At 32.6% G+C, this 19,925-nt stretch carries 19 protein-coding genes and 2 pseudogenes; 19 read left to right on the forward strand and 2 right to left on the reverse strand.

Going from position 1 to position 19,925, the window contains the following annotated elements:
• Positions 1 to 311 precede the first annotated feature (311 nt).
• The 4 genes and pseudogenes from MHH45_RS02690 to MHH45_RS02705 all read left to right on the forward strand — a co-directional run.
• Complete coding sequence (locus tag MHH45_RS02690) at positions 312 to 1,952, forward strand: M3 family metallopeptidase (RefSeq protein ID WP_016115151.1); 1,641 nt, start codon at positions 312 to 314, stop codon at positions 1,950 to 1,952.
• A gap of 44 nt (positions 1,953 to 1,996) precedes the next feature.
• On the forward strand, positions 1,997 to 2,749 hold the full coding sequence (locus MHH45_RS02695) for a WecB/TagA/CpsF family glycosyltransferase (RefSeq protein WP_088094108.1): 753 nt from the start codon (positions 1,997 to 1,999) through the stop codon (positions 2,747 to 2,749).
• Between the two features lie 49 nt (positions 2,750 to 2,798).
• Positions 2,799 to 3,002: pseudogene (locus tag MHH45_RS02700) on the forward strand (phosphorylase family protein); the annotation flags it as partial.
• Positions 3,001 to 3,264 (forward strand): annotated as a pseudogene (locus MHH45_RS02705) (GNAT family N-acetyltransferase); the annotation flags it as partial. The pseudogenes MHH45_RS02700 and MHH45_RS02705, both read left to right, overlap by 2 nt.
• Before the next feature lie 51 nt (positions 3,265 to 3,315).
• Here the strand turns inward: MHH45_RS02705 and MHH45_RS02710 are convergent.
• Positions 3,316 to 3,732 (reverse strand): hypothetical protein, encoded by a 417-nt coding sequence (locus MHH45_RS02710; protein ID WP_016115147.1) that lies wholly within the window; start codon positions 3,730 to 3,732, stop codon positions 3,316 to 3,318.
• Between the two features lie 174 nt (positions 3,733 to 3,906).
• On the opposite strand from MHH45_RS02710, the gene MHH45_RS02715 reads away from it, so the two are divergent.
• The 7 genes from MHH45_RS02715 (at position 3,907) to MHH45_RS02745 (ending at position 10,722) form a co-directional block, all read left to right on the forward strand.
• The gene (locus MHH45_RS02715) at positions 3,907 to 4,554 is read left to right on the forward strand and encodes a response regulator transcription factor (RefSeq protein WP_016115146.1); all 648 of its coding nucleotides are present in this window, start codon (positions 3,907 to 3,909) and stop codon (positions 4,552 to 4,554) included.
• Positions 4,547 to 5,944, forward strand: a complete 1,398-nt coding sequence (locus MHH45_RS02720; protein ID WP_016115145.1) for a sensor histidine kinase — start codon at positions 4,547 to 4,549, stop codon at positions 5,942 to 5,944. The genes MHH45_RS02715 and MHH45_RS02720 overlap by 8 nt, the downstream gene beginning before the upstream one ends.
• 118 nt (positions 5,945 to 6,062) lie before the next feature.
• A complete protein-coding gene (locus tag MHH45_RS02725) occupies positions 6,063 to 6,491 on the forward strand; it encodes a cell wall hydrolase (RefSeq protein WP_003198028.1) in 429 nt (142 codons plus the stop codon).
• A 419-nt stretch (positions 6,492 to 6,910) separates the two neighbouring features.
• Positions 6,911 to 7,405: a transglycosylase SLT domain-containing protein gene (locus tag MHH45_RS02730; protein WP_016115144.1), complete on the forward strand. Its 495-nt coding sequence runs from the start codon at positions 6,911 to 6,913 to the stop codon at positions 7,403 to 7,405.
• A 104-nt stretch (positions 7,406 to 7,509) separates the two neighbouring features.
• Positions 7,510 to 9,306 carry a Xaa-Pro dipeptidyl-peptidase gene (locus MHH45_RS02735; RefSeq protein ID WP_088094107.1) on the forward strand — a complete coding sequence of 599 codons (1,797 nt, stop codon included), beginning with the start codon at positions 7,510 to 7,512 and terminating at the stop codon, positions 9,304 to 9,306.
• A 246-nt stretch (positions 9,307 to 9,552) separates the two neighbouring features.
• Positions 9,553 to 9,783 (forward strand): hypothetical protein, encoded by a 231-nt coding sequence (locus tag MHH45_RS02740; RefSeq protein ID WP_016115142.1) that lies wholly within the window; start codon positions 9,553 to 9,555, stop codon positions 9,781 to 9,783.
• 465 nt (positions 9,784 to 10,248) lie between these two features.
• Entirely contained in the window at positions 10,249 to 10,722 is a 474-nt protein-coding gene (locus tag MHH45_RS02745; RefSeq protein WP_016115141.1) for an ankyrin repeat domain-containing protein, read from the forward strand.
• Between the two features lie 89 nt (positions 10,723 to 10,811).
• Here the strand turns inward: MHH45_RS02745 and MHH45_RS02750 are convergent, their stop codons facing one another.
• Positions 10,812 to 11,738 carry an aldo/keto reductase gene (locus MHH45_RS02750; protein WP_088094460.1) on the reverse strand — a complete coding sequence of 309 codons (927 nt, stop codon included), beginning with the start codon at positions 11,736 to 11,738 and terminating at the stop codon, positions 10,812 to 10,814.
• A gap of 288 nt (positions 11,739 to 12,026) precedes the next feature.
• Here MHH45_RS02750 and MHH45_RS02755 point away from each other — a divergent pair, with 288 nt between their 5' ends.
• From MHH45_RS02755 to dltD, 8 genes are all read left to right on the forward strand, one after another.
• Positions 12,027 to 12,380 (forward strand): FtsB family cell division protein, encoded by a 354-nt coding sequence (locus tag MHH45_RS02755; RefSeq protein WP_077294133.1) that lies wholly within the window; start codon positions 12,027 to 12,029, stop codon positions 12,378 to 12,380.
• Positions 12,381 to 12,561: 181 nt separating this feature from the next.
• Complete coding sequence (locus MHH45_RS02760; RefSeq protein WP_016115138.1) at positions 12,562 to 13,314, forward strand: serine hydrolase; 753 nt, start codon at positions 12,562 to 12,564, stop codon at positions 13,312 to 13,314.
• 129 nt (positions 13,315 to 13,443) lie between these two features.
• Positions 13,444 to 13,770, forward strand: a complete 327-nt coding sequence (locus tag MHH45_RS02765; protein ID WP_016115137.1) for a DUF3870 domain-containing protein — start codon at positions 13,444 to 13,446, stop codon at positions 13,768 to 13,770.
• 67 nt (positions 13,771 to 13,837) lie between these two features.
• On the forward strand, positions 13,838 to 14,887 hold the full coding sequence (locus MHH45_RS02770; RefSeq protein WP_077294165.1) for a dipeptide epimerase: 1,050 nt from the start codon (positions 13,838 to 13,840) through the stop codon (positions 14,885 to 14,887).
• 79 nt (positions 14,888 to 14,966) lie between these two features.
• Positions 14,967 to 15,968, forward strand: a complete 1,002-nt coding sequence (locus MHH45_RS02775) for a C40 family peptidase (RefSeq protein ID WP_016115135.1) — start codon at positions 14,967 to 14,969, stop codon at positions 15,966 to 15,968.
• 39 nt (positions 15,969 to 16,007) lie between these two features.
• A complete protein-coding gene (locus MHH45_RS02780; protein WP_077294136.1) occupies positions 16,008 to 17,630 on the forward strand; it encodes a peptide ABC transporter substrate-binding protein in 1,623 nt (540 codons plus the stop codon).
• A gap of 150 nt (positions 17,631 to 17,780) precedes the next feature.
• A complete protein-coding gene (locus MHH45_RS02785; protein ID WP_016115133.1) occupies positions 17,781 to 18,308 on the forward strand; it encodes a GNAT family N-acetyltransferase in 528 nt (175 codons plus the stop codon).
• Between the two features lie 365 nt (positions 18,309 to 18,673).
• A complete protein-coding gene (gene dltD, locus MHH45_RS02790; RefSeq protein ID WP_016115131.1) occupies positions 18,674 to 19,855 on the forward strand; it encodes a D-alanyl-lipoteichoic acid biosynthesis protein DltD in 1,182 nt (393 codons plus the stop codon).
• Positions 19,856 to 19,925: the final 70 nt, after the last annotated feature.

The following is a 19,925-nucleotide window of genomic DNA, read 5'->3' on the forward strand; positions in this document are numbered from 1 at the left end:
TATCCCATATATGGGATAAGTATCTATTTTAATAAAATAGAATGAAATTTGGAAATAAATAAGGTTATATATGTTTAAAGAATGGCAGAATAACGGTTAGCCAACTTACATATCGGTAAATTATGAACGGAAAAGGAGTGGTTATGATCACTCCTTTTTGAGTTTATTTTACAATAATTGATTTGCACAGGATTGGTGGATTCACGGATTAAAATTCGGAATATTTGAAGATATGAAAATTGTTCCAAATCATATATAATTAGCTAATGAATGCGAGATTGTAACTATTTGTAAAAACAGGAGGCTATAATATGAATCAAATTATCGATCATCCAACGAGATGGGATTTGAAAAGGCTATATCCTGAATCAAAAGACCCTATGTTTTCTACAGAAATAGGGATAATAGAGCAATTAATAGAAACATATAAAGAAAATAGAGACTCAGTAATCCTCTCAAGAATTATACAAAGAATTGAAAAGGCAGAGTATTACTTTTATTGTCTTTCTGCTGAACACGCAGATGAATCTACAGCTGCTTTACCTCACACAAAAATAAATACTTTGAAAACAGAGGTTCGTTTATTACTACAAGAATCGAATCATGAAAAAAGTGACTTCTTCGAAAATCAAAATATCAACTTTATAGAAAATGAATTAAAAGCTTGGGAAGACATGTACATACAATTACGAAATAGATTAGAAGTACATCATAATAACGAGATATTATCATTTGGAAAAGCAAACTATCTTGCGATGAATGGTGAAACTCATCATGAAAGATTAGCGGCATTTTCTTCTCTTACAGAGGCATTGGAAAAGGAGAAAACAGTATTTGCTAGCGTACTTAATCAAATAGGTAGATTGCGTAACTTAAAAAGTAACCTGTTACAAGAACAGGAGGTATTGTCACAATCTCTTCAAGCAAACGGTATTTCTAAAAATGCATTATTGGAAATGTGGAATGCTATTGAAGGGAATCTTGAAAAGTTATCGAGTGTTATAGCGTTTCATAAAAGAAGTAAGGAGACGTTTACTTGGCATGATTTGATGATATTGGAAGAAAATAATCAGGTTCAAATTCCGTTTTCAATAGCAGTAGAAAATATATATGAGGCCTTAAAGGATATCGATGAAGAACTAGCACAATTTGCACAGCGCGCCATTACGAATAGGTGGGTTGATGCTGAGCCAAGAGATAATAAGCCTCCTAGTGGATTTTGCGCTCCTTTTTTAAGTGAAGGAGAATCTCGAATTTCATTACGGTATGATGGAACAATTGATAGTGTAAGAATATTAGCTCATGAATTAGGGCATGCATGGCATTTTTATGTAATGAGCAATGAGCAGTCTACTGCTTTTTTAGATGACTACCTTCCAATGTGTATGGCAGAATCAGCATCTATTTTCTTTGAGATGGTACTTGTAGATTACTTAGTTAAAATAGCAGAAAGTGAAAAACTGAAAAAATTATTGCTTAGTTGGAAAATCAGAAACAGCTTTAATTATGTAATGGCCATTCGAGCTTCATTTCAATTTGAACAAACATTTTATGAAGAAAGTCAAAAAGGACCTTTAAGTGCGGATGAATTAGAGAGATTATCTATACTTTCACAAAAAGCAGCTTATGGAAATTGTCTAACAGAATATCAACCTTTTGTTTGGATGAAATATGGTCAATTTTATACAGCGAATGTTCCATTTTACAACTATCCATATACATTTGGTTATCTACTAAGTTTAGGATTATTAGAAATTGCAAAACAAGATGGCGGTGAGTTTCATTTCAAATATAAAAAATTCTTGTGTGAGACAGGAAAGCGTCCAGTCGAAGAGTTGGTGAAACAATACTTTCACATCGATCTTGCCGATAATGAATTTTGGAAGAAAGCATTGCTTCAAATAAATAAGGATGTTGATGAGTATTTACAGCTTGTACAAGAGGAAGTTTAAGTCATTTATTATAAGAGAACACATAGGGGAAGTGTATGTAAGAAATGGAACAACAGTATATAAAAGGCATACCATTTTGTAGTTTAGAGTATAAGAGAGTAATAGATATATTAAAAAATTGGTTATCTGAAAAGGAAAATAAACCAAAGTTTATTGTTACAGCTAATCCTGAAATTGTGATGTCTGCTAAACAAACTTCAGCTGAATCTGTACGTTTCAAAAATATTTTACTATCCGCGGATTTAATAACAGCAGATGGAATAGGTGTGATACTCGGTTCTAAAATTTTAAAAGGAACATTGAAAGAACGTGTTACCGGTGCGGATTTGACTCATGATTTAATAGAGTATTGTAATCATGAGGGGTACCGGGTGTTTCTTTTTGGTGCTGCACCAGAAAGTAATGAGAAAGCATTAGGAAATTTGAAAATACGTTTTCCACATGCGGTTTTCGAAGGACAGCATGGCTTTGTGGAAAATGAGCAGATAGAAGAAGTCAAAGTTCGAATTCAACAATTCGAGCCACACTTGCTATTGGTAGGATTAGGATCGCCTAAGCAAGAGGTGTTCATCTATGAAAATCTTCAAAAATTAAAAGTCCCTCTATCTATTGGTATTGGAGGTATGATTGATATTTTATCCGGCACGGTAAAACGAGCTCCAAAACTAATGAGGGATTCTGGTACAGAATGGTTATATAGGTTAGTAACACAACCTAAAAGAATAAAACGACAGTTGATACTTCCAAAATTTCTAGTATCAGTTATGGCAGAGAGAGTCAGAAAAAGTGTCCATTAACTTTTTATAATAGAAACTTCATATATAATCGAGAAGAGGTAGACGACCAATGAAAAAAATCGGTATTATTGGAGCAATGCAAATCGAAATAGACTTACTTTTAGAAAAATTAGATATTTATGAGGAATATACAATTGCAAGAATGCCTTTTTATAAAGGAATATTTATGGATAAAGAGATTATTGTCACTCGCTGTGGTATTGGGAAGGTCAATGCCGCTTCGTGTGCACAAATTTTAATAGACAAATTTGATAATTGGAATTGGTGGCTTAAATAAAGATCCGTATACGAGAAATGAAACAATTGGACGGTTACGAAGGTTTTATATGTCGAAAGCATATCGAAGGAAAGGGCTAGGAAACTTATTATTAAAGAGGATACTATCTGATGCGAAAGAGCACTTTCAAATTGTCGTTCTGTATACAGACACAGAACGAGCTAGTCAATTTTATACTTCAAATGGATTTCTGAAAAGTGAAGAACATAAAGGATCAACCCATTATGTGAAATTATAAAAAAAGATTCCGTAGACGATGCTTTATGGAATCTTTCTTTTTTATAAGTAATTATGATTTTACCTTTAAATGCCTCAATAAATGTTCAGGATGACCTTGCACATAATAAAAATGTGGATTGTTTTCGTCATCAAAAATCATGATATAGGGTTTTTCGTTAAGTGGAAGGAGTACAAGAACTTCATCTATTGTTGTATGTATCCATTGATTTGTAATGACTACAGGTTTAGACAACGGGATTTTTATCATATGGCCAGTTTTAGGGACAACGTTTAGATTTTTAAATGCTCCGGTAATTGATTTTGCATATTGTATTGCTTCTTTTTGAATTTCTATGTCTAGAGACTGTTTTTGTATAACCATTTCCTTTTGACAATCAAACACTTCAATTTGTTTATTTGTTTCTGCGAGAACAGTTGTTGATAATAAAAATGAAAACAGAAAAATGAATCCTATTTTTTTAAACATGGAACAACACCTCATATTTACTATTCCCTCAAATCCTATAAATATTTTTTGTCATATTCATGTAACAAAAATGTTGTACCATAACAAAGTAAAATAAGAAATTTATGTTACTTTGTTATGAAAATGATTACAATTTATAAGGCACATATAGATCGTTAATGGAGGAAGGTACGAGTGAGAGTATTAATCGTAGATGATGAGCAGGATATGCTTAAAATTTTAAAAGCTTATTTTGAAAAGGAAGGCTTCCAAGTTCTTTTAGCAAAGGATGGAGAAGAAGCACTTGAAATATTTTATGAAGTAAAAATTGATTTAGCAATTTTAGACTGGATGATGCCAAAAAGGAATGGGATCACTGTATGCCAGGAAATAAAAAAGAACTCGAGTGTGAAAGTATTGATGCTTACTGCTAAAAGTGAAAATGAAGATGAACTTGCGGCCTTACAAAGCGGGGCGGATGAATATGTGAAAAAGCCATTTCATCCAGGGATTTTACTTACAAGAGCTAAAAAACTACTGAATCAAGATGAAGTCATACAAGTTCAAAATCTAAAAATAGATTTGATAAAGAATAAAGTATATAAAAGTGATAAAGAATTAGAAATTACAAAAACAGAGTTAGAATTAATTAAATGTTTTTTAAATCATAAAGGTACAATATTAACACGTAAAAAGTTACTAGATATCGTATGGGGATTTGATTATTTTGGAGATGAGCGGACAGTGGATACACATGTTAGAAGGTTGCGGAAAAAAATAGGTGAGGATATTATAAAAACGCATCGTGGTTTAGGTTACAGTCTGGAGGATGAACGTGAATAAGCTTGGTAAAAAGCTCTTTGTCAGTATATCGTTAACAATCATTCTTATATTTACTATTTCATTATTATTGATGAACTATTTTTTACCGAAATATAATATATATAAAACGCGGGAAAAGTTAAATACAATTACAAATCAAATTCAGTCTTTGCCTGTTGAACAATTAACAGATACTATAAATCAAATCGAGAATGAGAATAACGTAACAATTGTTTACACGCCAATAAAAAATACAGAAGATGAAATTAATGAATCGTTACGCTCTGGGCTTATAAAAAAGAGAGTGACATTGAATAAACTTTGGATTACAAAAGAAGAAGTAATAAAAGTAAAGAGTTCTGGACAAGCAAATAAATTATATGATCAAGAGAAGCTAAAAGCGAGTTTTTTTGCGAAATTTATTTCAAAAAATGAAATGTTAATCTTAGTGGGAGTATCTATTGCTCACTCGAATGAACTAATTGAGACACTTAATACATTTAATATATATATTTTTGGTTTTTCAATATTTCTTGTCATTGTACTTGTTTGGATATTATCAAAAACGATTACAACACCGTTGAAAGAATTAAGCGATGTTGCAGAAGATATTTCTCATCTTGATTTTAAGAGAACAAATGTAAAAACAAATGATGAAATTGGTGATTTAGCTAATAGTATTAATATTATGAGTGATAAATTACATGAAGCTCATCAAGACTTAACGAATAGAAATGAACATTTGAAGCGATTTATGGGGGATATTACCCATGAATTAAAAACACCTATAGCTTTAGTAAAGGCATATTCTATGGGAATTAAAGATGGTCTTGATGATGGGACTTATGTAGATACGATTATTAAACAAACAGATCAAATCACAAATTTAATAGAAGAGTTGTTACGATTTTCGAAATTGGAAAGAGATGTATTACAGAAGGAAGAATTTCAGGTAGTGCAGCTTATTCAAAGCGTTATTGATAAGTATGAAATTGAATTTCGTGCTAAAAATATACATTTACAAATGGATTTTAGAATGGAAGAACCTGTTGTTTATGCGGATTTGGATAAAATGAAAATGGTATTTAATAATTTAATTTCAAATGCAATCAAATATACAACAAATCAAAATATCAAGATTGTATTGGAAGAGAGAAAAGATTATGTATATTTTAGTATTCAAAATGGAATTAATCCTGAAGTAAGTCAAGATATTGAAAAAATTTGGGAACCATTTTATGTATTAGAAGCTTCACGTAATAAAGAAATATCAGGAACTGGATTAGGATTAGCCATTGTAAAGAGTATTTTAGAACGACATGGTTTTGAGTATGGTGTCTCTATTATAAAAAATGAAATACAATTTTATATGTATATAGAAAAGAACTTACGAAAGTTAAACATACTATAATTTGAAGAGGATGCTATGTCTAATATAAATTAATTTAGAAAACAACCTATATTAAACAAGTCATTATCCTGATCAATAAACAATACTATAAAGAGAAAAATATAATGGAGGTGGAGTCATGGGAGTTGTTAACGCTACAGATGCAGATATTGCACTTTTAGCAAGATTACTCAGAGCAGAAGCCGAAGGAGAAGGAACTCAGGGTATGTTACTCGTCGGAAATGTAGGAATTAACCGACTAAGAGCAAATTGTTCTGACTTTAAAAACCTTCGTACCATTAGACAAATGATTTTCCAAGAACATGCATTTGAAGCTGTTACGCATGGATATTTCTATCAAAGAGCAAGAGAAAGTGAAAAACGTTTAGCTCGTCGAGTTATCAATGGAGAGAGGTACTGGCCTGGGAAATTTAGTTTATGGTATTTTAGGCCACCAGGCGATTGTCCTCAACAATGGTATAATCAGCCCTTTGTAGGACGTTATAAAAAGCACTGTTTTTTTCAACCAACAGCCGCAACCTGTGAACAAGTTTATAACACATTTTAAACACTGATAAAAAAGTCTGTAATTACAGAAAAACCAATCAAAAAATGAACTGCACCCTATAAAAAGACCTTTAGAAATTAAGCACTTAAAAAATGGTTCCGGTATTGTACGAAGGCACTGAAAAAGTGTTTGCTTTGAAAAAATAACACGCATTTTATCAATATGATGAAAAGAAAAAGGAGTCCATTACCTGTATATAGTAGGTGATGAACTCCTTTTTCTTATGAAGTGGACTTTTTCAGTGGCCTATATTGTACCGGAGCCATTTTTTTGAGTGTCCACGATTAGGGGGACAATTCAGATAACTTTCGTAAGCCCTTTTTATTTTTAAAAATTTTATTCTGTCAAATAGATGTCACATGAACATTTTATATTAAAAGTATACAGAATTAAACATAACCGATATAGGAGATGAATCTATGAAACAATTATTAAAATATATAGTAGTAATTTGTACTTTAACGCTTTTATGTTATGCAGCTTATATGAAATATGAAAAACAAAAGGAAATTGAAAATAATAAATTAATAATTACTGAAATCTCGAAGCAGTACGGTATACCAGAATGGATTCCACTTACAATTGCTAATCATGAAACGAAATTTAACCGAAAAGTAGTAGGTGATAACGGAACATCTTTTGGATTATTTCAGTTACACCGAGGTGGATTAGCACCTGCGCAACTATCAGAAGAAAATTTAACAGATGCGAAAACGAATGCGACAATAGCAATCTCACATATGGTGAGTTCCTATAAACGTGGAGTAAACAAAGGATTAACAGAATTAGCTCTTTTAAAATATGTTGCCAATACATCGGGATGGCCTGGAAATTTAGGAGAAGATTGGACAAATAATAATACGAAATATAATGTTGGGTTAGAGAAATCTTATAAGCTATATAAGAAAGATTAAAATATTACAAATTTCTCAAGTTTTCACCTATTTATAAACTGAATTTTCTGTTATTTTGTTGTATAGTGAAAGAAGTGGTAGAAGAATATAAAGGGGGAAGGAATTTGAGGAAAAAACAGTTTGTAATTGCGCTTTCAGCAATGTTTTCTCTAACACTTACATCTGGCATATCTAGTATTACGGTACATGCAGAGCAGAAAGAAGAGAACTCAAAGAAATTTACTTTACCGCTAAATGGGAAAGTACCAGAAACGTTAGCTCAATCGACAAAGATTGAGTTAGAAAATGGAATGACGAAACCAATTTATTCACTTGATGAGGCAATTGTAGAAAATTTATTTGTAGAAACAGAGATTGATAGTGACCGAGATGGTAAAAAAGATCGTGTATCAATAAAAGTAATGCGACCGAAAACAGAACTAGGTGTGAAAGTTCCCGTTATTTATGAAATGAGTCCTTACCGTTCGGGAATAAAAGACGTACCAGTTTATAATGTAGATGAAGAATTACATCCTACTGGAGGCAAACCTTATGCAGGACCAGCTAATCTCGGTTCATACGGAAATTACTATGTTCCTCGTGGATATGCCGTTATTTTAGGGGAAAGCATTGGTACTGGAAAATCAGATGGATGTCCAACAACTGGTGATGAACAAGAAATCCTTGGTACAAAATCTGTCATTGATTGGGTAAATGGAAGAACAAAAGCATTTACAGAAGATGGTAAGGAAATAAAGGCGGATTGGTCTACAGGAAATGTGGGGATGACAGGTGCTTCATATAATGGCACATTGCCGAACGCTGTTGCAACAACAGGAGTTGAAGGGTTAAAAACAATTATTCCTATTGCCGCGATTAGCAGTTGGTATGATTATTACCGTGCAAATGGGGCAGTTGTTGCACCAGGTGGTTATCAAGGTGAAGATACAGATAATATGGCCGAAGCAGTATTAACGAGAAAAAATCCTGAAGTTTGTCAAAAAATCATTAAAGAGCTTACCGATGGGCAGGACCGAAAAACAGGAGATTATAATGATTTTTGGGACAAGCGTAACTACGTGAAGGATGCAAAAAATGTAAAGGCAAGTGTATTTGTTGTACATGGTTTAAATGATTGGAATGTAAAGACAAAACAGTTTTCACAATGGTGGGAAGCTTTAGGAGAAAATAATGTGCCACGTAAAATGTGGTTACATCAAGGAGGGCATGGGGGAACATCTAGTAATAACTGGCAGCAAACACAAAATAAATGGTTTGATTATTGGTTATACGGAATTGAAAATGGAATTATGAATGAACCGATGGTAGATGTACAGCGAGAAAATAAAACGTGGCAAAAATTAAAAAATTGGCCAGACCCTGCAGCAGCTCCGTCTAAAATACGTATGCTTTTAAGTAATAAAGCAGTAGATGTACCGCTTCGAATGGGTGCGGTACAACAAGTGTCTTCATTGTTAGATGATGCAAAAATTAAATCGAATCAATTACTAACAAATCCAGAATTAGAATCACCAAATCGGTTAGTATATGTAATGTCTAAGCTCGAAAAAGAAATGAGAATAAGTGGTACACCAAAAATTTCATTTAAGGGGAGTATTGATCGTCCAGTTTTAAATTTAACCGCATTACTTGTTGATTATGGCGGTGCGGAACCAGAAATTGTGACTAGAGGATGGATGGATCCACAAAACTTGAATGGAAAAGAACAGTCAACGCCAATTATACCAGGAAAAGATTACACATTTACATGGGACATGCAGCCAGATGATTATGTATTCCAAGCCGGCCATCAAATCGGAGTAGTATTAATTGCAAGTGACTATGACTATACGATTCGTCCAAAAGCAGGGACGAAACTTACAGTAAAGTTAAGTGAGTTAACACTGCCAATTGTAAAATAGAAGGAAGCCTCCGAATGTGGAGGCTTTTTTTGTACTGAAAAAAGGGGATGGATTCTAACATCAAATTGCCGAAAGGATGTTAGAAAGGGAATGAAAGAAGCGAAGAGAGTATTTCTAACTAGAAGAATACCCTACATTCTAGTATAAGTATTATGTTATTTTGAAATAACAACAGATTTATTATATAATATTTTCGTATTAATAATGGGTAATTGTGATTTTTAAAATAAGGAGAATGTATATCCTATGAAAGATGTAGATTTTATACTAGAAAGTGACGAAACATTAAAGCCATCTGAACGATTAGTATTATTACTATTAGAAAAACATAGAATTCTATATACAAATGATCTGTTAGCACTATCTAATTTATCATATAAAACATTAACGGATTCATTAACTGAACTCGTAGTAAAATCATATGTATTAAAAGATACAGGGAAGGGTAGAAGGCAAAATTGCTATAGGTTAATTTGAAAGTTATTGTATCTATAAAAGAATATAAAAATCATTTTTCGAATAAAATATAAAAATCATTTTTATATTTTATTCGAAAAATACAATTTGAATAGGTGCCTAATAATGATTGTTTTTATATTAAAACTAATTAATCATTTTTGTATTTTCAAAAAGATATTCGAAATAGAAAAATAAAAATAAAATGTAATAAAGTCACTGCGGTACGGAGATTTTTTATTTCTATATAAATGTGGTATTTTATTTTATAGAAAGATACAAAAATATATTTTTGATTAAATCCAAAACAGTCCATTATAAAAATGAATTATTTTTTTATTTGTAACAAAGTAAGTAATGAAAATTAGGTTAATATTTATAATATTATTATGTAAACTTAAGTGGATTAAAAAGGAATTTCACATGCTTAATAGAATTATTTCATAGTTAGAAAATGAAATGAGTTTATGTAAAAGGGGGATAACAATGAATCCAATTGTAGTAATTACAAATGCTGTAATGAATGGAGAACAGGAGAAGGTAGTAGAATTAATAAATAAAGATCAAAACCTTGTGCATTCTTATACTGAAGATGGCTGGACACTGCTTCATTTGGCTGCTTATTTTGGTCATAAAGAAATTGCAAATCTTCTTCTGAAAAATGGTGCCAATTTACATGTAAAAGCGAAGAATCAAAATGAAAATACACCGCTTCAAGCAGCAATTGCAAACAAGAAAATTGAACTCGCTACATTTTTAATTAAGCAAGGATCGGATGTTAATGCTGTACAAAGTGGTGGTTGGACAGGACTTCATGAAGCAGCTTTATTAGGCGATGAAAAAATTGTAACATTACTTATTCAAAATGGAGCAGATAAAAGTATTAAAAAAAATGATGGTAAAACAGCATATGATATCGCATTAGAGAAGGGACATCAGCATCTTCTATACCTTGTATAAGGGAAATCGAAATAAAAAATACATATAAAATATGAGAATAATAGAGTAACAAAAAAGATTGGCAGCAATTCAATGCTACCAATCTTTTTCTAGAAGTCTCGTATATATGCTAATTCTTCTTCTAATAGAAGTGGGCGTACAGAAGCAGCAGTATTTTCTGCTGCTTGATTAGCTGTTTTTGCCCCAGGAATAGCAACAGATACAGCAGGGTGTGAGAGTACATAACGGAGGGCCAATTGTCCCAAAGTTCGTTTAGGGTTTGAAAGGTATCTCAATTGCTCAACCTTTCGTAAATCATCTTGAAACCATGTTTCTTTTGGCCAATCTTGTCGTAAATCGCCCTCAGGAAATGTTGTTTGCTCTGTAAACTTTCCAGTTAATATCCCCATTTTTAATGGCCCACGAATAACAGCTCCTAAGTTTTGCTCTTGTAAGTAAGGTAAAATATCATTTTCAGGTGCCCGGTTAAGTATGCTGTAGTCAAGTTGTACAACATCAATTTCACCGTCTTTATTAAAGTTCTTAATATATTGTAAATCATGTGTAGAAACACCAACCGCTCTTACTTTTCCATCTCGCTTTAAAATTTCAAATGCGCGAAGGAACGCTTCGGTTTCTTCTTTTTTGTCCCACCAAATATGACAAAAGTAAACATCAATATAATCTGTTTGCAGGCGAAGTAAGCTGGTTTCGAATACTGCAATTACCTTTTCTACTGTATCGTAGACAGGTTCTCCATCAGGATCATAGTGATGACCAATTAAACCTCCCTTTGTGGAAAGGACGATATCATTTCGATGTTCTTTTATTGATTGGGCCACTAATTTTTCACTATGGCCTAACCCATATACATCAGCGGTATCAATAAAATTCACGCCGCATTCTATTGCCTTTTTCATTGCTGTGATAGAATGTTTGTCATTTACAGGACCCCATTCATCGCCACCAATTGCCCAAGCGCCAAATCCAATTTCCGAAACGGTTAAACCGGTTTTTCCTAATGTGCGATATTTCATTTGTTTACCTCCTTAATTAAAGCAATTCCTAATAAACTATTCAGTGAAAAAGCGAATGTGTTTGAGAGATACGTTTGTTAAGAGTGAATTAAAAACATAAAACACTATTTTAGAGCACAAAAAATAAATATTTAATCTGAAATATAGATATGCCGTCGAAAGCTATCTCTAATTGGTTAATTTATGAGATTTTTTTATGGAGGAGCTTATTTTACGAGAAGAGAATTTAGGTTAGTAAGAGAGTATACCTGTGGTAGTGAAATAAAATGGGTTAGGGGGATTTGAAAAATGAGGAAACTCAAGAAAGTAAATGTTCCTAATACACCACAACAAACACAGTCTAATGAATACCGAGTTATGAATAAGAGAAAATTGCGTCGGTTTATTTTAGCTTTTATTTTTATTTTTTCAGCAACTTTTTATGTTCAATATATCCTTACTAAGCAACAAGAAATGATTGTAGAAAAGCGAGATACGATTAAAAACCAGCAAAAGCAATTACTTTCTTTAGAAAAAGATTCGCGTTATTTAAAGAGTGAAGTTGAAAATTTGACAGATAATGAAGAAGAAATTTTAAAGTTTGCGAGGAAAAAGTATCAATTCTCTAAGCCGAATGAAACTATATTTGTACTACCTAAGTAGATATACAGTAATGAAAGGAAAACATCTGTAACAGTTAGCAAATAGCTAACTGTTTTTTTTTATATATTAAATATTTTTATTCGTTCTTTGTAGGCAGTAATACTTTCTTATTTTATAAAAAGATATGTCATAACTGAGAATCTTTAGAGATGATATAATTCTCAAAAAAGGAGAGGGTAATATGAAAAAAGCAGACTTTATATATGAATTAGAGAAACGGATTGAAAGTATAAACGGAGATGTAAGTGTCATGATACAAGGGGGAATTATGTATCGGTACAATGAACAATTGGTGCATCCATCAGCTAGCCTTATTAAGTTACCTATTCTTTCGTGTGCTATAGAAAACATAAAGGATGGAACCTTAAATCCATATGAATTAATTCCTATTTCATCCCTCGAAAAGACTGGAGGAAGTGGCATTGTTGCTGCATTACATACACCAAATGTAACGATACAAGACCTCATTACATTGATGATTACAGTTTCTGATAACACTGCGACAAATTGGCTTATAAATAAGTTGAAAATAAATGATATTCAAAAACATATTGATTCACTGCAGCTAAATGGAACGAAACTACAACGATATATGATGCAAACATCTAAAGAAACGGGAAAAGATAATTTCGCAACAGCTGAAGATATTGTAACTCTACTAAAGCATTATGAAAACGAAGAACAATTTTATAACCCACTTCAAATGCAGCAATTTACCCATAAATTATGTGGGAAGTTAGAGGGGATAGAAGGACTTTCCATAGCAAACAAAACAGGAGAACTGCAAACTGTTACACATGATGTTGCACGATTGAACATAAATAACCACATGGTATATGTAGCTGTTTTAAGTTCAAATGTTGAATGTGTAAATCATACGAATTATATATTTTCAGAGATTGGACATTTAATTGTACAATATTTACTGAAATAAATATTGTTAAAATTCTGTAAATTGTATATAATATACAGTAAGCGAATACATTTCTTAATTAACGATGAGTCTACAGCTTATTCGCCTGTTAAGAAAACCGTTATCCTTGTATAAGAAAGGAAGATTTATGTGTACGCTTCTAATACGATTTATATCGTAGGGGACGCAAAAGCACCTCAAAACAATCCAATTACAGAAAAATTTAAAAGCTACTTTGTTGCATTTGTTGTTGAAAAAGATACAGGGAAAATTGTGGATACAGATTGTTCAGCAACAATTTCATTAACGAGCCAATTTGTAAAACATTTATTTCTACATAGAAATATGAATGATCCACAATTAGTAGAAGAAATTAACAATCGTTATTTCGGATCGTCTCAAAAAGCATTACTTGTAGCATTAAAAGATGCACAAAAAAAATATAATCAAATCGCTGCTTTGTCTACACATTCATAGACAAAATCCAGCCATAAGATTCATTCTTATGGCTGGATTTTTTTATTGGACAGAAAGGATGAATGAAATGAAAATCATGGATCTAACAGTAAAACGTCGCTATATCAAGCTTCATACACCATTTAAAACAGCTTTGCGCACTGTAACCGAGATTGAGAGTATTGATGTTTTTATTCACACAGATGAAGGGATTGTAGGAAAAGGGGCTGGGGCTGCGACTCCGGTTATTACTGGGGATTTTGCAAGTGGAATGGAAGAAGCTATTTTAGGACCAATTCGCTCTGTGTTAGTCGGGAAAGAATTGCAGCAATTTCAAACGTTGTTGTTACAGGTTCAAATGAGCTGTATAGGAAATACGAGTGCGAAGGCAGCGGTTGATATGGCTTTATATGATGTATATTGTCAGTTTCATAATATTCCATTATATGCGTTATTAGGTGGAAAGAAAGAGATTCAAACAGACATTACAGTAAGTGTTGATGAACCTTTATTAATGGCGAAAGAAGCAAAAAGTCATGTAGAAAAAGGCTTTAACACATTAAAAGTTAAAGTTGGTAAATCAACAGAATTGGATTTAGAACGTATTGAAGCGATCAAAAATGTTGTGCAGGAGGATGTAACTTTGCGATTAGATGCAAATCAAGGATGGAGTCCAAAAGAAGCTGTATCGATTATTCGAGAAATGGAAAATAGAAATTTAAATATAGAATTTGTAGAACAGCCCGTTCATGCGAAAGATTGGGAAGGAATGAAATATGTAAAAGATCATGTGCAAACACCAATCATGGCTGATGAAAGTGTTTTCTCGGCGCAAGACGCTTTAAAGCTTGTTCAAGGACAGTACGCTGATTTATTAAATATTAAATTAATGAAATGTGGCGGGATACGGGAAGCATGGAAGATTGCCGATATTGCTGGCGCTGCCGGTGTAAAGTGCATGGTTGGTAGCATGATGGAATCATCGCTTTCTGTGGCGGCAATTGCACATGTAGCAGCCGCTCATCCAAATATTCACTACTTTGATCTTGATGCTCCTTTATGGTTAATGGAAGAGCCAAGCGGAATCACATATAACGGACTAAGGGTAAACCTGCATCACGCAGTGAATATAGAATAAAGTTTCAGCAGAAGAGTTGTTTTTGAGGTCACGTTTTGTTTGAGCAGGGAAAAATATGAATAAAAAGGAGGATGTGTTTATGAGGAAACGCATTACTGTGCTTTTTAGTTGTTTGTTAGTATTTTCATCTATTTCTGTTGTGAATGCTGAAGAGGTAAAAAGTAATCAAGCGTATGTAGATGTGGCAGCAGCAACATTATGGACTGGGCCAAATTTGCTTCGTCCAATTGATGAACCAAGTGCGATGAATCCTGTTAATCTATGGAAATGGACGAAATCGATGACGCTCGATGAAAAGCTTTGGTTAACAAGTACAAATAAATTAGAAACACAAGCTTTATTGGGGCAAGAAGTAACAATTATTGATCGGCAAGGTGAGTGGGCAAAAGTAGTTGTTCATGGTCAGCCAACGCCAAGAAATGAAGCGGGATATCCAGGATGGGTCCCGGTAAAACAGCTAACCTATAATCAAGAATTTGCAGAGAAAAAGGAACAACCATTTGTTCTTATTACAAAACCGACAGCTATTTTATATATTAATCCATCTGATAAATATAAATCTTTAGAGGTTAGTTATAACACACGCTTACCACTAATAAGTGAAGATAATATGTCGTTTCGTGTATTATTACCAAACGGACAAAAAGCATGGTTACGGAAAAATGATGGAACGGTTTATAAATCGCAAAATGACATTCCTGTTCCAACAGGCGACGATTTAGTGAATACTGGGAAGTTATTTTTAGGATTGCCGTATATATGGGCTGGAACAAGTGGTTTTGGCTTTGATTGTTCTGGTTTTACACATACAATTTACAAATCTCATGGTATTACAATCCCGCGTGATTCCGGTCCACAATCAAAAGCAGGTATTGCTGTTGAAAGAGAAAACTTGCAAAAAGGTGATTTGCTGTTTTTTGCTTACAATCAAGGAAAAGGAAGTGTTCACCACGTAGGAATGTATATTGGAGATGGGAAAATGATACATTCTCCAAATGCAGCGAAAACAGTTGAAATTATACCAGTAGATACACCTGGTTACATTGAAGAATATGCAGGTGCACGTCGCTATTTACCTTAAGATGAAAGATTAATAGGGATTTAAAAAGGGGGTTTTAAAGTGAAAAAGGTTATTCGCTTTTCATTGGTTAGTACGTTACTTCTTTCTTCGTTTTTAGCTGGTTGTGGAAAAGAAAAGACCACTACAAAACCAAAAGAAGAGAAGAAAGTATTGCAGTTAACAGAAACAGGAGAAATTCCATCATTAAATTCCTTAAAAGTAACAGACGCTGTTTCATTTAATGTATTAAATAATGTAATGGAAGGATTAGTTAGACTTTCAAAAAACGATGAGGTCATTCCTGGAATTGCTCAAAAGCATGAGATTAGTAAAGATGGGAAAACATATACATTTCATTTGCGTGATGCGAAATGGTCTAACGGTGATCCTGTAACAGCACATGATTTTGTATATGCTTGGAAGCAACTTGTTAATCCAGAAACGGGCTCTGAATATGCATATATCATGTATGATGTGAAAAATGCAGAAAAGATAAATAAGAAACAAATTGGATTGGATGAATTAGGAGTAAAAGTTCAAGATGATAAAACGTTTACTGTAGAGTTAGAACATCCTGTCCCTTATTTTACAAAATTACTTTGTTTACCATCCTTTTATCCAATTAATGAGAAGTATGCGAAAGAACAAGGAGATAAATATGGTTTAGAAGCAAATAAAACTCTATATAATGGACCATTTACATTATCAGAATGGAAGCATGAAGCAAGTTTTACAATGAAGAAAAACAATCAATATTGGGATAAAAAAGAAGTGAAATTAGATGAAGTAAATTACCAAATTGTTAAAGAAATTTCGACCGTAGTAAATCTATATCAAACAGATAAAGTTGATCGTGCTGTTATTTCAACAGAATTTGTTGATAAATATAAAAATGATAAAGAATTGAAACAATATACAGATTCGGTTATGTATTTCTTCCGATTTAATGAAAATGTACCAATTCTAAAAAACAAAAATGCCCGCCTCGCACTTAGCATGGCTTTTGATAAAAAGGGACTTGCGACTTCATTTTTAAACGATGGATCAGTACCTGCAAACTACTATGTTCCAAATGGCTTTTTAAAAGGGCCAGATAAAAAAGATTTCAGGGAAACAACGACAGAGTTTAATAAAACGAATGTGAACAAGGCAAAGGAATATTGGGAAAAGGCCAAGCAAGAAACAGGAACGAATGAAGTTACGTTAGAAATGTTAAACTATGATTTAGAAAACTTTAAAAAAGTAGGGGAATATATTAAAGAACAACTAGAGAAAAATTTACCAGGATTGACGATAAAAGTGAAACTACAACCACATTCTCAAAAACTAGCGTTAGAGAAAAAGAAAGAATATGAAATGTCATTATCACGTTGGTTACCGGATTATCCAGATCCAATGACTTACTTAGAGGTCTTTATTTCAGAAAGTGGTGTCAATAATACTGGCTATGCAAATGCAGAATATGATGCATTAATTAAAAAGACAAAAATGGAATTAGGAAATGACGAAAAGGCACGTTGGAAAGCGATGCAAGATGCAGAGAAAATGCTATTGGATGATGCGGTAATTGCCCCGGTGTTCCAGCGCGGATTATCTTATTTACAAAAACCATATGTTAAAGATTTATATGTACATCAATTTGGACCCGCGACTAGTTTGAAATGGGCAGATGTGAAAAAATAAAATGAAGTATAAAAAAAACAGACTGTGCTTAGAGAACAGTCTGTTTTTGTATATAACAATGTTTCATTCTTGAAATTAATAAAAGAGAGAAAATTCATGCTATAATTTACCAGGATGAAAATTAAGATTTTATTGAAGGGGGAAAAGGATATGTCTATTAATGTGAATGTAAAATCAATGAATACGAAAAGACTCTATATGAGAAAACCTAGTTTAGAAGATGTGGATGCTTTCTATCAAATTGTAAAAAACAATGAGGTAGGTAAGTGGCTTGCTATATCTAGAGGGATGTCACGAGAAGAAACTGAACAATATATTGGAAAACTCATAGCGCATTGGAATGAACATAATTTTGGTGTATGGCTTATATTCAATCCTATCACGAGAGAAATGATGGGACACTGTGGTTTAAGGTATATTGATGGAACAGAAGATTTAGAAATCATGTATCTTCTCGATCCGAAGTTTTGGGGAAATGGATATGCTACAGAGGCAGCACATGCATCGATCCAATATGCTTTTCATGATTTGAAAGTCAAAAAATTAACTGCAAGAATTAGAATTGCCAATGAGAAGTCAAAAAATGTTTTAGAAAAGGCTGGATTTAAATACACACATGATGTGGATTTTGATGGACATCAATTATCATATTATGAGTATAAGAATTTGTTTCGATGAAAATTTGAATATTCATATAAACTATCCAGATAGTTTGTAAATATCGTATAGATTTGTATACAAGTTTAACTTGTCGAAAGATAAAATCATTACTGAATTTAGAGTGTGAAAGAAATAGAAAATCTTGTATAATTAAAATGTTTACTTGGAAACATTTCTTATAATGAATGCGTACATAAGTTGTGATAAGAGGAGGAAATACATGTAAATGATAGATGAATAGAATGGAGCATTTTTACGGAATAAAGGAGAAGAGAAAGAATGATGACGTGTTGTAAGCAAGGGTTAGAATTATTAGTAGACATGCAATATCGAGGTAATAAGAGAATGATTGTAAGTGGTTCTATAATAAGGTGGGTCAACAAATGAAGATGAAACATGCTTTTGGCCCAATCATTTTAGCATGTATAATCTTTATCGTTATATTGCTTATTCCATCTAAATATCTAGTTTCACTTATTAGTAATGAAAAGGTAGAAGATGCGGCGACTTCATTACAAAAAGAAAAATTACAAGGTGTTTTTTTACAACAAAAAATGTTAGAGAATTCGAAGTATTTACCGATGTACGGTTCATCTGAATTTTCCCGAATGGATGCATATCATCCGTCTAACTATTTTAAAGTAAAACCCGAAGGATTTACACCGTTTCTAATAGGAACTGGCGGAACGCAGAGTCTTGCTCATATTTTAAATGTGACTTCCACAATGGATCAATTAGAAGGAAAAAAAGTAGTATTTATTCTTTCACCACAATGGTTTACCAAGCAGGGGGTAAATGAAGGTAACTTTAGTAGTAACTTTTCTAAACAGCAAACATATCATTTTATTTTTAATGATCAAATAAAACCTGAAATGAAAAAGAAAATTGCGAAGCGGTTGCTAGATTTTAATGTTGTCCGTAACGATTATATATTAAAAACCTCATTAGAAGGTATTGTATATAATGATACAACTCATAAGATAAAAGCAGGAGCATTTAAGCCAGTTGCCTATATAAACCGAAACATTGCGGATCATAAAGATTTGGTGAAATCTATATTCAATATAAAGCCAAAAAAAGAACAAAGAAATATGGAATTACGTTCACTTTCTTGGGAAGAAGCAAGAAGGCATGCTGAACAAGTTGGGAAAGTGGAGTCTACATCAAATACATTCGGAATTGAAAATCCATATTACTACAAAAACAAATTTCAAAAGAAATTACATGGATTCAAGGGATATAAGGCAAACGAATCTTATGATGAATCGCCAGAATATGAAGATTTACAAATTGTTTTAGATATTTTTAAGCAAAAGAAAGTGAAGCCGCTTTTTATTTCTGTTCCTGTAAATGGACCTTGGTATGATTACGCAGGATTCCCAAAAGAACGCCGTGATGTTTATTATAAGAAAGTTCGGGAACAGGTTGAGAAAGAAGGATTTCCAGTTGTAGATTTTACTAGTCATGAATATGACAAATACTTTCTAAAAGATACCATTCATTTAGGATGGAAAGGCTGGGTATATGTGGATGAAGCATTACAACAATTTCATGCAGGGAAATAAATTTTAAGATTAAACCAAAAACAGGAACGGCTTTTTAAGCTGCTCCTGTTTTTTAATACTTATTATCAAT

Origin of the sequence: Bacillus sp. FSL K6-0042 (genome assembly GCF_038006685.1) — a bacterium.
In the GTDB taxonomy this organism is placed as follows: domain Bacteria; phylum Bacillota; class Bacilli; order Bacillales; family Bacillaceae_G; genus Bacillus_A; species Bacillus_A pseudomycoides.